The sequence below is a fragment of the Heyndrickxia acidiproducens DSM 23148 genome (assembly GCF_000374345.1).
Lineage (GTDB): Bacteria > Bacillota > Bacilli > Bacillales > Bacillaceae_C > Weizmannia > Weizmannia acidiproducens.
In genome coordinates this window covers 1-14,401 of record NZ_KB894006.1, presented here as the reverse complement: position 1 = coordinate 14,401, position 14,401 = coordinate 1, and the positions used below count along the sequence as shown (strand labels likewise).

Here is a 14,401-nt window from a genome sequence, read left to right as displayed (position 1 = left end):
CTAAACACCCCACTCTCGGTCAAGCCGTAAAAGCAGGTTCACTGTGTTCCATACTTGTTGCCCCGCCTGTACACTGTCAGCAAAGAAACCTGCTGTCGAGCCATCCCTGCTTTCATAGAAATGGCTCGACAACATAATCACTGCTTGTTCTGTTGTTGGAGGCATGGCATGGGTTTCATAATAGTCTTCAGGAACGTGCTGATAGCTCTGTGCATATGAGACTGCAGCAGTGATAAATCCGATAAGGAGGGCATCATCCTGATCATGCGTTAAAATTAAGTTCGCTTTAACTTTAGGCAAAAGATTATCTGCCACTGCCATACCACCAACCTCCTTTACGTTCCACCTTAGTCAGTCTCCATAAGCCCCACTGCTTTTAGTTTAGCAAGCAGAGCATTAAAGTCCGTAACTAAACCAGCAACATCGGTGGCTGTGCTGTCTGCTTGGTTTCCTGCAACAGGAAGCCCCGTAACCGAGGCTCCCTCTTTAATTTCTAAAACACCGCCAATTACAGTTTTTCCTCCGCCTTGTTCGGTATAGTTCTTCGTGTTATAACTCATAAAGCACCTCCGTTACGCCTTCTGTTGGAGTACCTTAACGGCCTCCGGCAAGATAAGCTTTCCATCAACACGCTGTGTAGCAATAAACCCTACTTGACCTGTGACAGCAAAGAGTTCATTTAATCGTTTGAATACGCGTCCTTGACGGTCTGCCACCCAGTAATAACTAAAATCACCGAATACCACAGTTTTTGCACCTGCTTCAGCAGTAGGTACATATGATGAGGTATACAGCGGGCGGTTAAGAATCGTATCAGGTGTTCCCGCTTGGATGGAAGGTTGCCATAGGTATTGCCCATTACCGTCTTTCAATTTACGAATAGCCTTTATAGTGGCATCGTTCATTACGAATACGGCCTTATTACGATAAGGTGCTTTCAAACTGTAGAATAAATCTAAAACCTCATCCAAAGTGATGGCAGTGGCACTTGCCGCAGTAACACCAACTTGACCGCCGCCTGTGGCATTTAAAATCCCTGTTGGCTTACCTGTACCGTCACCTACAAAGAAGGCTTCCTCCTCCTTGTTCCCAATGCGACGGGCAAATTCTCTTGTGATGTAGCTTTCGAGATTAAACACGGAATCGTTTAGTAGCTCCTCAGAGACTTTAATCATTGTCGCTAGTTTATAGGCCCCGATGGATACTTGACCGAAGCTGTCATCACTTTCTGGGATAGCTCCTTCTTCATCTATCCAGCTTGCTGTACCTTTGCTTGCAACAACAGGAATCTTACGGTCACCAGAAGATGTCGTGATTACATTAGCCAATCTACGGAAAATATTTTCTTCCTCTAGAGCTTCTACTAGCGTACGTTCAAACTCATCTGGCACAAGGAATCCGCCTTCAGAATCAGTGCCAATTTTTAGAGCGTTTCTTACTTCATAGCTAACATTGTCACGCATTGCATTCCAGAAAGCTCTTTTGTATTCAGCACTTGCACGACCGGTCTTTTCCTCTCCAGTTCTAGTAGGTTCATTGGTAATTGGGTTACTGGTTGCTTTCGACAGTTCCAAGTCGATAGATGCTTGGCGTTCCAAACGTTCAATTTCCTTACCAAGAGCCACCACATCGGCTTCCATTTTTTCATAGGTTGTCGTGTCCTCGGCGGATAACAGTCCATCACCGCCACGTTTTGAATCAAGGAATGCCTTCGCCGCATCCCAAACCTTAGCGCGTTTCTCGCGCAATTCAAGAATTTTACTCATTGTTATTTCCTCCTTTAAATTAGTGAGAAATTAAAGAAAGCCGCTTATCCAGCGACTCTATAGGTGTACCTGTCTTTTGTTTTTGTTTTTTGGGTAGTTTGCTAATAAGTGAGTTAGTAACCGCCATCCTGCTAAAGATAAGGCTATCCGTCAAATCCGGTGTTTCACTTTCCATAAACATGATCTTATCTGCAAAACCAAGTTCTATGGCTTTATTTGCATTCATCCATGACTCTGCATCCATCAGATGAGAAAGCTTTGTTCGGGAAAGACCAGTCTTTAACTCATAGGCATTAATAATACTTTCCTTAACTTCATCTAATAGAGCCTTTGCTCGCAGCATTTCCTCGCTGTCACCGATGGCAATGGTCGAAGGGTTATGAATCATGATCATGGATACCGGCGACATATATACATCTCCACCCGCCATTGCAATAACGGAAGCTGCACTTGCCGCAAGCCCGTCAATTTTTACAGTGACCTTTCCGGTATAGTCCATAAGCATGTTGTAAATCTGAGCTGCTGCAAACACATCCCCGCCAGGAGAGTTAATCCACACTGTAATATCACCTGTGCCAGCTAGCAGTTCATCTTTGAACATCTTAGGTGTGACCTCATCACCCCACCACGTTTCTTCGGATATCACTCCATTTAAATAGAGAGTGCGCCCTTCATCAGAATCTCGCACCCAATTCCAGAACTTCTTCATTTACTGACCTCCTTCGGTTTTGGCAAACGCTCCTGCGTCAGCCAGTTTCGTCATATTTCCGTTAACCAGATATAAATCGCCACCTTCCTCAGCTGGGATACGGTTCATGTCCTCCAATTCACGGATATCATTAGCTGACATCCAGCCATTTTGCCGCCCAATAGCATAGCCATTCATTCGGCTTTGATAATCGCCGCGAAGCAGACCATCTAAGTTGAACTTGATGAATACTGATGTTTTCTCAGAAGGCAAAATAAGCGATTGCTGGAGACTTTGCTCCCATCTCACCACCCACGGATCGAGAGTGTATTTTACAAACTCCAACGACTGCTGCTCGATATTGGAGAAGCTAGATTTCTCAAGATCTCCCACCATATGAGGAGGCACACGGAAAATCCTCGCAATCTCATTGATTTGAAATTTCCGTGTTTCTAAAAACTGAGCCTGTTCTGGAGGTATACCGATGGCTTGAAACTTCATGCCCTCTTCCAATACAGCGATTTTATGTGCCTTAGCTGTGCCTTGGTAAGCACTATTCCAGCTATCCTTCACTCTCTGTATGTCTTTAATTACTCCCGGGTGCTCCAGCACACCGCCGGGATTGGCTCCATTAGCAAAGAATGCCGCACCGTACTCTTCAGTAGCAAGTGACATACCGATTGCATTTTTTGCCATAGCAATGGGGCTATAGCCAATGAGTCCATCAAAGCCTAAGCCTGGTATGTGAAGTACATCATCTTTGCGAAGTGTGACATAGCCTCCTTTTGGATTCAGGCCACTTTCGTCTGTATCCCGGTAGTAGGTATAAACCAGTTCACCATTTGATGCTCGACTTACTTCCATCTTGTTAGGAAGTAGGGGATAAAGCGCAATTGCCTGGCCACGACCATTTCGAACTATCTGTGCATAAGCATTGCCCCAAAGTAAAAGATGACTCATCAGTGTTTCTCGAAACACAAATGAAGTCATCTCTGGATTTGGTTCATCATGAAGAAGGTAATACAAAGGGTGGAAAGGAATCTTTTCTTTACCTCCATCAGAACGATATCTATATACATGTAGTGGCAGTCCAGCAATCGCTTCAGCTAGTATTCTTACGCAGGCATACACCGCTGTTGCTTGCATTGCAGTACGCTCATTTACTGTTTTGCCAGATGATGTACCGCCAAACAGGAAGGAAAATGCGCTACCCACACGGTTTTGCGGTTTGTCCCTTGAACGAAACAGTCCTTTTAATAAATTCATAGGCCTCACCTCCAAATTGAAAGAATTACACCACAAACAATCATTGAAATTTATAGAATTATTAAACCTCTCTCGTCATACACCGAGTCTCCACTATTACCTGGTCCACAGCGGATGGCGCGGTCGAGTGCCATAATAGTTGCCACTGCTCCATCTATTTTTTCTGTACTTTTTTCCTTGTCCGGTTTTATATTTTCAGCCGGATCTGTTTTTATATAGATGTTATCCATCATCCACCGTAGTACTGGATGCCCGCCGTGTGCTATTCTTTCTTCTAATGTCAATTTCATAAGTTCCTTTGTAGGTGGTGACATATCTTTAAAACCTTGACCGAAAGGAACTACAGTAAAGCCTAACCCTTCAAGATTTTGCACCATCTGAACAGCGCCCCAGCGGTCAAAAGCAATCTCTCGAATGTTGTACTTTTCCCCCAGTTCTTCAATGAATTTTTCAATGTATCCATAATGGACTACATTTCCCTCGGTGGTTAAAATATAGCCTTGCTTCTCCCAAAGGTCGTATTGCACGTGGTCTCGTCGCACTCGGAGGTCAATATTATCCTCCGGCATCCAAAAATACGGGAGAACGGTATATTTATCAGTTTCATCTTCCGGTGGGAACACCAGCACGAAGGCTGTAATGTCAGTGGTAGAGGATAAATCAAGTCCTCCATAGTATACTCTACCTTCAAGGCTCTCTGGTTTTACTGGAAACGCACAGGCATCCCACTTTGCCATTGGCATCCAACGGACAGATTGCTTAACCCACTGGTTCAGACGCAGCTGTCGAAAGCTATTTTCCTCAGCAGGGTTCTGTTTTGCGCTTTCACAAGCTGCTCTAACTTTATCGATACTTACTGTAATTCCTAGGCTTGGATTTGCTTTCTTCCATACTTTGGGATCAGTCCAATCATCCTCTTCTTTGGCACCGTAGATTACGGGATAAAAAGTAGGATCGTATTTTCTTCCCTCAATAATATCAACCGCTTTTTGGTGTGTTTCATAGCAGATACTCTGGGTATCCGTCCCTGCAGTGGTGATAAGAAAATATAGCGGTTGGGTTCTCGCATCACCAGACCCTTTTGTCATAACATCAAATAGTTTCCTATTTGGCTGAGTATGAAGTTCATCAAAAACAACACCATGTATATTGAAGCCGTGTTTTGAATAGGCTTCAGCCGACAATACCTGATAAAAGCTGTTGGTCGGCAGGTACACCAGTCGTTTAGTTGAAGCCAGCAACTTCACTCGTTTATTCAGCGCTGGACACATCCGCACCATATCGGCTGCTACTTCAAATACAATTGATGCCTGCTGGCGATCTGCGGCACAACCGTATACCTCTGCTCGTTCTTCACCATCTCCACAAGTGAGGAGAAGTGCGATTGCTGCTGCAAGCTCGCTTTTTCCCATCTTTTTAGGTATTTCTATATAAGCCGTGTTAAACTGCCGGTATCCATTAGGTTTTAAGATACCGAATAAATCACGGACAATTTGTTCCTGCCAGTCGATAAGTTCAAAAGGCTTGCCTGCCCATGAACCTTTCGTATGGGAGAGTGCTTCGATAAAAGCCACAGCGTAATCAGCAGCGTCCTTATCGTAATATGACCCTTCAGCTATAAAGGCGGTCGGCTTATATTTCTTCAGTTTCCGCATAAACACCGCCCCTTTTATGGAAAAGGACATAAGAAAAGAGCCTCAATCCTATAGATGAAGCCCTTTTCTCTATCCTATTTAGATTTAGTTATTTCTTTTTATCCACTTCACCCGTCAGTATGAAATGGGCATATTCTGCTTTATGGTCTATTAAATAGACTACCAATTCATAAAACCCTCGTTCATTTGCCTCATACTGTACTCGGTCCACATCAAACATATTTGTGACTCCACTTTCTCGGATGGAAAGGATTTGTTGCTTAATTATCTCATTCATTGGCTACCTCCTCCGATTCTATTGAATCGGTTGTCGCTTTGCGCAGGATTTCCACATCGAAGCCCGCACTCTTATAGCCTTCTAAAATTGTACTGTAATAATAACAACTTGGCTGTCCAAGCGGTCTACCATCATTCATGATGTAGACCATCGCCTTGACGGTTTTGCTTCCCAACTTCACTTTTATTGTTTCCTTTCGATAAAGGAACGGCCATCCCTCGTAACGGTCAAGTGCCGCTTCATCGGTCGGTGTAATCTCCCAAACTAAAACTGGTACGTTGCCACCCTCAAAAGGCTCGATTGTCGCCACAGCGCCCGCGTGTGCCCCTCTAAATAATAGGCGGTGGTCATTGATTTGGCTTGCTCCTACCACCTTAGCTGTGGGGCATCTGTCGGCCATTTGCTTTAGATTAAGGTTGGAGCCATAGGCAAGATATAATTTATTCTTCATCGTAATCCTCCTTCTTAGCTTTGTGGGTTAGGGGCAGCTCAGGCCGCCCGAAACCGCCATGCAGCTGAACCCGAAAGTGCTGCGGTCAAATGCTCTCTGCAGTTTGCAAATTCATCTCCAATGAAACCAATCCGGTTTAGGTAGGTTCTCATGGCAAATTTCTCGTTTTCCACCTGCGGTTTCTTTGCTGATGCACACTTTTGCGTTAAGGCTTGGTGGTTGATGGCAAGTGCTAGAACAATGTAGCTTCTTATCTTTCCTGCATGAAGTTCGCTATTGAATCCTCTAAGTTCAACTGTATGGTTTCCGGTAAAAAAGCTGTGAAGGTTGAGGAAATGGTAGCGGCTGTTGTGATAATGAGTGCTTCTACTCTCGCTGTAGCCCTCGTACCAAATGTCCTCAATTTGTCTCATCGTTTTAGGCTTTTTACGGTTCATCTTCTCAACCAAAATGCTGTCCATCTTTTTGCAGTAATTCATTCTCTGCGGTGCAATCTGAAGTGCTTTATAAAATAAGTCATTTTTGCTTGCAATGATATTTACAAAGTTTCGAATGCTTCGTGGCGTATGTTCAGCACCGTCTAGATGAATGTGAATTCCGCAAGATGTATTTGTAAAGGCTCCAGCTTTGCGAAGCTTTCTTACTAGCTCCTGCAAAGTTTCAATGTCCTCACGGTAGGTTAGGATTGGACTAACCAACTCAACGCTATAATCTCTACCTGCAGCTACTTTTCTTCTACCTTCTTTTCTTTGGCAGTTGATGCTCCCATCGTACATAAACTTCCACACTCGACCATCTGGAGTTATTACCTTCTTGGTGTCGTAGTATGTCCCGCCTTCACTGTAAATGCCTTGCAAAAACTCTGCAGCTACTTTAGCCGCCCTTTCCCTTGTAATCCCGGTAAATTCAATCTCAATCCCAAATTTTGCACTTAACATCGTATCTCGCTCCTTTTAAAGTGTGTTTGTCCTTTCGGCATGTACATATATCACTCTAAAAGGCTTATATAGCAAGACAATTCTGCAATATAAATCTACATATTTACTGCCATATTGGGCTTAAAATGTGTATTTTTATTCTTCCCCTCATTTTTATCCAATTTTGGATTAAAATCGATCGTTTTACGAGCCTTTTTTAGCGGTTTTTTCATGGTTTTTTCGGAGTTAGAATAAAGTTTTGACATAATAGAGGGAAGAAAATAATGGAGATAAGAGATCAAGAGGAAAGATAAAAATATTGGATAAGTATTGATTTGTTATTGAAATAGTATTGAATCGAATATTGGAAAAAGCCAGTAACATCAATAGTTTGGGAACATTACTGTATTGAAAAGATATTGAAAAAGACATGAAAAAATCCGGGTTCCTGATGAGGAAAACCCGAATTTTTAATGAGTTTTATATTGAAAAAGCAAAGGTTTATTCTTACAGAATTGGTGGTAAAGTTAGCAAAAGTTTATTATGACTGTCAAGAGTTTATTATTGATCTACATAGTAGAAAAAGAGTTTCAGATATAAGAAAATAGATTTTCTACTTAAATTACTTTCTTAACCTTTTGGTACAAAACCCACCAAGTAAGTCATCATCCACACTACTTTTCGAGAGTGAAGTATTTTAGAATAAAGATCAGAAGAACCTATTAAGCATCCAGTCCGATCTTAATTTAATTGTTCTTTTTCAATTTATCTATATGTCCACCTATTATGAACTCGAGATTATCACTAATTTTCTTAGAATCCCAATCCCACCACTTTATTGTTAGCCAATCCTCTATTACTTTATCTGAATAACGTTTTTTTATAACTATCGCAGGATTTCCTCCAACAACTGTATAGGGGGCTACATTTTTTGTAACAACTGATTGTGCAGCAATTATTGCTCCATCTCCAATTTTGACTCCAGGCATAATTGTTACATCTCTTCCTATCCATACATCATTTCCGACTTCAGTATCTCCTTTAATCGGCAGGTCGTCTAAGGTAGGTACATACATATCCCACCCACTGCCAAACAAATGGAATGGATAAGTAGAGCCATCCATTTGATGGTTCGCTCCATTCATAATAAAGGTTGTTCCTGGACCTATCGAACAAAACTTTCCTATAATCAGTTCATCACCTATTACTTCATAGTGATATAGAACTTGTTCTTCAAATGACTCTCCATGTTTACTATCGTAGTACGAATAATCCCCAACAGAAACATTTTTTCTTGTTATAGTTGGCTTAATAAATTGAACATTTTTATTTCCTTCTAATGGAAATGGAGTTTGTGGATTTGGTCCAGGAAAATTATTAGCAGACATAAACTCACTCCTTTATATCATTGTTTAAAGATGACTTGCTAATTTAATCACAACGAATTATTTCACACAGGCCGAGGCAGCGGTCGTTTTTTCCATTTCCCCTACTAACTGGTTAAAGTCTATTTTTTTATAGTCAAAAAATGCTTAATAATGTTACTCGAAGTATGAATCAATTAAGAAATGGATTAAACTACCATGAAAGATATACTTTTAATAGAGGGGCTCTAAAAACGGAACAGCTGTATCATCTCCAATTCTAGAACTTCTTCAGAAAAAACCATATTGAACACCAATAAAAAAGATATAATATTCAGGATGCCCTAAAACAACAACCGAATTAAATCTAAGCTCTTTTGCCTTTTGCAATGCTTTACTAATCAATAATTTACCTACGCCTTGATTTTGATATTCTGGTAGGACAGATACAGGTGCAAGAGCGAGTGACTCTACAACTTGATCTTCATTTTTAATTTTTATCTTGGATAATAGAATATGTCCCACTTGTTTGTTATCATCATTATCCATCGCCACTAAAGATAATTCTGGTATAAATACGTTTGAATTTCTAATACGAGACACCAAATGATGTTCATTTTTATCACTGTGCTCCGCATTAGCGAATGCATTCTTTACCACTTCTTCAGTTATTTTATAGTCTTTCACCTGTTCTTGTTTAATTACTATGTTCATTTCTTTATAGCTCCTGTTCAAGTACATATTTTTACTTTACTCTTTCCCTAGAAATGTTGTAATAACTCGGGTAAACTCTTCCGGTCTCTCTTTCTGTGGCCAATGTTTACACCCTTCCATTACATACAGCTCGGAAGCCTTCATAGCCTCATGTGCTTCAAACGCATGTTTAATAGGAACTGAGGTATCTTTTGACCCATGAACGATTAATGTCCGTTTTTTAATTTCAGATAGATTTTCTGCCAACTTAGTTCTAAGTCCTGTGCGTGTAATCTCACTTCTCTGGAATGACATAAATGCTTTACCAGCATGTGGTGCTTGTAAAAATCCATAAATTTCATCTACAAGTTCTTCTGATACATTATTAGGATTTCCAAATAAACTATTTAGCAGCGTCCACTTCACAAATCTTCTGCTTTTACTTGACCATTTATACGAAAGTTCATTGAGGAATGATTGTGTATACCAATAAGTGAGAAGATGATAAGGAAGTTTACTAAATAGCCCCCACGCACCTACTAATACTAGCTTTTCTACTCGAGCTGGATATTCGAGCGTATACCCAAGAGAGATTCCTCCACCTAAAGATAGTCCAACCAAGTTAGCCTTCTCAAGGTGAAGACGATCTATTATTTGATTCAATATATCAATGTAAAAGGAAAGTGAATATTCCACATTAGGTTTATCACTTTCTCCATACCCAGGAAGGTCAGGAGCAAATACACGGTGATTTTTTGATAAAGGACCTAATACCTCACTCCAAGATATATTTGCTGAATCAACTCCTGCACCATGCAAAAGTATCACAGGAGAACCAGATTCTCCAGCTGTATAGCAATTGACATTTATATCATTTAATTTTAGTTTTATCGTTTTAATTTCTGGAAAGTTTCCTATCATAATATTAATCCTCCACAGCATTTTAATAGATTCATGTTTCATCGCCTTTAAATTATGAACTATTTTAACTCGTTTATTTCATAATATACAAAAACTATTTTTTCTGCAACAACTTATGAACTATTTTTATTGTTTTATTACATAATTTTTATTAAACTAACAATGAGGTGAAGAAAATGGATGGGTTTGAAAAACGTAGGGAACAAAAGAAAAGAGACATTTTAAATGCCGCATTAGCCCTATTCATGGAGTATGGATTACAAAAGGTATCTATTACAGAAATAGCTAAAAAGGCCAATGTATCGCAAGTCACCATATATAATTACTTTGAAAGTAAAGAAAATCTAGTTCGTTTAGTTTTTAAGTTTTATGTTGATCAGATATGGGATGAACAAAAACATCTATTAGTTAATGACCTTCCATTTAATGAGAAGATTAAAAAGATTATATTTGAAAAAGGTATTGCCGCTAATCAAATAAGCGAACGATTTTTTCAAGACTTTATGAAAGATTATGCAAGTGGGCAGAGTTATGTTGAAGAAGTATATCAAAAGGAAGCCCTTCCACTCTTCATTAAACTTTTTAATGAAGGTAGAGAACAAGGATATATTGACTCTGAGATATCAGATGAAGCTATTTTATTCTATTTAAAGATGTTTCAAGAATATTTGCAGCGTGAAGATGTTGCCACAATGACACTTCCAATTGCTGAGGATCTTACCAAGTTATTCTTTTACGGCATAGCAGGTAAGAAAGAAGATTAAGACCTTGTTTACCAAGTAAAGTTGGGTAGGAATTCTTAAATTAAGTATTTAATAAAAATGAAGACTTATTTTCGGAATTACTCCTTGGGCTTATCCTCGATTAAACCAAACAAAAGCATTTGAGAAAAAACTTTACTGAGGGAATTTTCAAACTATAATTCAAGTAAATGTTCTTAAAGAAATATTTTATCAAAATAAGGAGTTGAATCTTGTTTTAGATTCAACTCCTTATTTTTTATCTATATTTTCTCTCTTTTTTCTTTTAAGAACTTCCAAATGTTCATTTTAACGATATTCGGATCAGAGTCGGTAATGTTTATTTTAATTGAGAGATTTACTTTTTAAACAGACAATTTTCCACCATAAGAATAATCATTTGCTAAAACCCCACCCCTCCAACCCGCATTCCACCGTTTCACTCATAATAATGTTTTGCTACAGACCCCTCATTTTTATCCAATTTTGGATTAAAATCGGTCGTTTTTCGGGCCTTTTTCGGCTGTTTTTTCACGGTTTTTTCGGAGTTGGAATAAAGTTTTGCCATAATAGAGGGAAGAAAATGGTTGAGATAAGAGGTAAAGAAAAAAGATAAAAATAGTGGAAAAATTATTGAGATTATATTGATTAGTATATTGGATAAACCCACTATTATCAATCGGTTTAGGTACATATATGTATTGAAATGATATTGAAAAAGACATAAAAAACTCGGGATCCTGATGTGGAAAAACCGAGTTTTTAATGAGTTTTATATTGAAAAAGCAAATGTTTATTTTGACAGTATTGGTGGTGAAGTTAGCAAGAGTTTATTTTGGTTGCCAAGAGATTAATATTTATCTACACCACCCTAGACATCCACGCCACACACTCAACATGCACCGTCTGCGGAAATATGTCTACAGGCTGCATGTATTCTATATCATAAGCCTTGCTCAATACCTGTAAATCCTTCGCCAAGGTTGACGGGTTGCATGATACATATACAAATTTTTTCGGTTTTACCTTCAAAATCGTCCGCAGCAGTGCTTCATCGCACCCGAAACGCGGCGGGTCCACTACTACGACATCCGGATGCCAGCCTTCTTTCAGCCATTTTGGCAGCAGTACTTCCGCTTTCCCTGCATAGTAATGGGCATTCGGGATATGGTGGGCGGCAGCATTCTTTTTCGCATCCTCAATTGCTTCCGGAATAATATCCATGCCGCGGATTTCGGAGGCGCCGTCTGCAAGCCACAGGCCGATTGTGCCGACACCGCAGTAGGCATCAGCGATTTTTTCGACGCCTGTTAAACCTGCTGCCTTTTTCACCTCATTATAGAGTTTGACCGTCTGGATCGGGTTCAGCTGGAAAAAGGCGCGTGCGGAGAGTTCGTAGGTGAATTCTTCGAGCCGCTCTTCAATGATTTCTTTGCCGGATAGATGGATCGTTTCGTTGCCGAAGATGATTGAAGTTTTTTTCGCGTTGATGTTTTGTGCGACGGAAACGACTTCCGGCAGGCGTTGTTTGATTTCAGACAGGATGATGTCTTTTCGCGGCAATTCTTTTTGTGCCGTGATCAGTACCACCTGGGCCTGTCCGGTTTGAATCCCGACCCTTGTGACAATTGTGCGCACGATGCCCTTTCCGGTTTTTTCGTTGTACACCGGCACATGAAAGTCATTCAAAATTTGCGTGACTACTTGTGTGATTTTGTTTGTCAGCGGATGCTGGACGATGCATTCCGGGACGTTGATCAGGCGGTGGGAGTCCATGCTGTAGAGGCCGGAGATGATTTTACCGTGGTCCTCGCCAAGCTGGAATTGGCTTTTGTTGCGGTAGAGCCACGGGTTTTCCATGCCAATTGTCGCGCGGATATCAAGTTCCTCCACGTTGATTTTTGTATGGCGTTCAAGCGCCTGGATGATGATGTCACGTTTTTCGATGAGCTGCTGGTCATACGCCAGATGCTGGAGCTGGCAGCCGCCGCATTGCTCGTATACCGGGCATGGGGCTTTGATGCGGTGGGGTGAGCGTTTGCGCACCTTTTTGACGATCCCTTCGACGAATTTCGGATGCACGCGTTTTGCTTCAACGACGACTTCTTCGCCAGGGAGCGCGCCCGGGACGAAGACGACCGTTCTTTTAAAGTAGCCGACCCCTTCGCCATTAATGCCGAGCCGCTTGATCGTGAGCGGGAATTGTTGTTTGACTTTGATGTTTGCTTGTTGTTTCTGCATAAAATCCGTCCTTTATTCAATGCTTCGCCACAGGTAAAGAGAAGCATAACTTAAATAGGGTTCCCAGTCTTTTGCGTATGTGTCCATTTCTTCATAGGTGGGCTTTTTTTCGAGCTGAAAAAGTTTTTTTAATGCGTTTTGGATGCCAATATCCGCTTTTGGGAACAGGTTCGGGCGGCCGAGACCGAACATCAGGAAGTTTTGAACGGTCCACGGGCCGATGCCGCGGATTTTCACCAGTGTTTTTAAAATCTCTTCATCCGGTTTCGTGTCGAGTGCTGCCAGATTCAGTTCACCTGATGCAACGAGCTTCGAAAGGCCGGTAACATACTCCGCTTTTCTTTCGCTGAATTGCAGGGAGCGTAAATCGGAAACAGGAATTGCAGCAACTTTTTCCGGCGAAGGGTAAAACCAGACACCCTCTTTTTGGAATCCGAATGTGTAGACAAACCGTTCTGTCAGGGTATGGGCAAATTTCGTGTTGAGCTGCTGGTGGATGATGCATTTGACCAGGCAGGCGTACGGCGAAAAATCGAGTACAAACGGTGTCCCGCGGTGTTCTTCAAAAATCGGTTGCAGCGCGGTTCCGGTGAAATAGCCGGTAATGCCGGCAATGTCCGTATCCCATTGAAACAGATGAAATAGGCGCTTTTCCACGATTTCGGCTGTATCCGGATTTTCGCCTTCTATATGGAATGCAGGTTCTTCCGTGGTTCCGATTGCAGTGATTACTGCCGTTTCCGGAACTTTACCGTAAATTGGTATTTTAACTTGACGTTTTAAAATATCAACAGCCTGTAGCGGATCGAGGCTTAAACGCTCTAGCGCCCGGTCAAAATTGTACGGGCCTTGAATTGTAACAGTTTTCTCCCACATTTGGCATCCTCACTACTTTTTTTGCCATTATATCATACGTAGCCTGGAAAATAGTAAACGAATTGCTATCACTTGGCAAAACAAAAGTTTTTAAGTAGAAAAAGCATGGGGCCTGCTTATTCAGGATACTAGGTTGGATTTTTGATTGTTCTAAAAGACATTTAACCAAAATAGTTGGAATGCATCGTCCCGGTTTTGGAATGAAAAACCCCGTAATTGGAATGGAAAAAACCCTTTTTGGAATGAAAAGCCCAGATTTTGGAATGAACCAAAATAGGTGGAATGCATCATCCCGGTTTTGGAATGAAAAACCCCGTAATTGGAATGGAAAAGTCCCATTTTGGAATGAAAAACTGAGATTTCGGTATGAACCAAAATAGGCGGAATGCATCATCCCAGTTTTGGAATAAAAAACCCCGTAATTGGAATGGAAAAGTCCCATTTTGGAATGAAAAACCCAGATTTTGGAATGAACCAAAATAGGTGGAATGCATCATCCCGGTTTTGGAATGAAAAACCCCGTAATTGGAATGGAAAAGTCCCATT

14 protein-coding genes and 1 pseudogene are annotated in these 14,401 nt (G+C 41.0%); 1 reads left to right on the top strand and 14 read right to left on the bottom strand.

The genetic code is table 11. From position 1 onward, the window contains the following. From C232_RS0111925 to C232_RS0111870, 12 genes and pseudogenes are all read right to left on the bottom strand, one after another. Complete coding sequence (locus C232_RS0111925) at positions 1–321, bottom strand: head-tail connector protein (RefSeq protein ID WP_018664393.1); 321 nt, start codon at positions 319–321, stop codon at positions 1–3. A gap of 26 nt (positions 322–347) precedes the next feature. After that, entirely contained in the window at positions 348–560 is a 213-nt protein-coding gene (locus tag C232_RS0111920) for a head fiber protein (RefSeq protein ID WP_018664392.1), read from the bottom strand. Between the two features lie 12 nt (positions 561–572). Beyond that, positions 573–1,766 (bottom strand): phage major capsid protein, encoded by a 1,194-nt coding sequence (locus tag C232_RS0111915; protein ID WP_018664391.1) that lies wholly within the window; start codon positions 1,764–1,766, stop codon positions 573–575. A gap of 19 nt (positions 1,767–1,785) precedes the next feature. Further along, positions 1,786–2,475: a head maturation protease, ClpP-related gene (locus tag C232_RS0111910; protein ID WP_018664390.1), complete on the bottom strand. Its 690-nt coding sequence runs from the start codon at positions 2,473–2,475 to the stop codon at positions 1,786–1,788. Continuing rightward, positions 2,476–3,720 (bottom strand): phage portal protein, encoded by a 1,245-nt coding sequence (locus C232_RS0111905; protein WP_012102986.1) that lies wholly within the window; start codon positions 3,718–3,720, stop codon positions 2,476–2,478. Between the two features lie 50 nt (positions 3,721–3,770). Further along, the gene (locus tag C232_RS0111900) at positions 3,771–5,375 is read right to left on the bottom strand and encodes a terminase large subunit (protein ID WP_018664389.1); all 1,605 of its coding nucleotides are present in this window, start codon (positions 5,373–5,375) and stop codon (positions 3,771–3,773) included. Positions 5,376–5,463: 88 nt separating this feature from the next. Further along, positions 5,464–5,652, bottom strand: a complete 189-nt coding sequence (locus C232_RS0111895) for a DUF5049 domain-containing protein (RefSeq protein ID WP_018664388.1) — start codon at positions 5,650–5,652, stop codon at positions 5,464–5,466. Beyond that, positions 5,645–6,103, bottom strand: coding sequence for a gamma-glutamylcyclotransferase family protein (locus C232_RS0111890; RefSeq protein WP_018664387.1), 459 nt, complete (start codon positions 6,101–6,103; stop codon positions 5,645–5,647). The genes C232_RS0111895 and C232_RS0111890 overlap by 8 nt, the downstream gene beginning before the upstream one ends. Positions 6,104–6,141: 38 nt before the next feature. After that, a complete protein-coding gene (locus C232_RS0111885) occupies positions 6,142–7,041 on the bottom strand; it encodes an amidoligase family protein (RefSeq protein ID WP_018664386.1) in 900 nt (299 codons plus the stop codon). 725 nt (positions 7,042–7,766) lie between these two features. Further along, positions 7,767–8,408 (bottom strand): Vat family streptogramin A O-acetyltransferase, encoded by a 642-nt coding sequence (locus C232_RS0111880; RefSeq protein WP_018664385.1) that lies wholly within the window; start codon positions 8,406–8,408, stop codon positions 7,767–7,769. 303 nt (positions 8,409–8,711) lie between these two features. Continuing rightward, positions 8,712–9,098, bottom strand: a pseudogene (locus C232_RS18620) (GNAT family N-acetyltransferase); the annotation flags it as partial. A 36-nt stretch (positions 9,099–9,134) separates the two neighbouring features. Next, entirely contained in the window at positions 9,135–9,998 is an 864-nt protein-coding gene (locus C232_RS0111870; protein ID WP_018664383.1) for an alpha/beta fold hydrolase, read from the bottom strand. 176 nt (positions 9,999–10,174) lie between these two features. Here C232_RS0111870 and C232_RS0111865 point away from each other — a divergent pair, with 176 nt between their 5' ends. Then, complete coding sequence (locus C232_RS0111865) at positions 10,175–10,762, top strand: TetR/AcrR family transcriptional regulator (protein ID WP_018664382.1); 588 nt, start codon at positions 10,175–10,177, stop codon at positions 10,760–10,762. A gap of 837 nt (positions 10,763–11,599) precedes the next feature. Here C232_RS0111865 and rlmD read toward each other — a convergent pair. Next, complete coding sequence (rlmD, locus tag C232_RS0111860) at positions 11,600–12,979, bottom strand: 23S rRNA (uracil(1939)-C(5))-methyltransferase RlmD (protein ID WP_018664381.1); 1,380 nt, start codon at positions 12,977–12,979, stop codon at positions 11,600–11,602. A gap of 12 nt (positions 12,980–12,991) precedes the next feature. Further along, a complete protein-coding gene (locus tag C232_RS0111855; protein ID WP_018664380.1) occupies positions 12,992–13,855 on the bottom strand; it encodes a DNA-3-methyladenine glycosylase family protein in 864 nt (287 codons plus the stop codon). Positions 13,856–14,401: the final 546 nt, after the last annotated feature.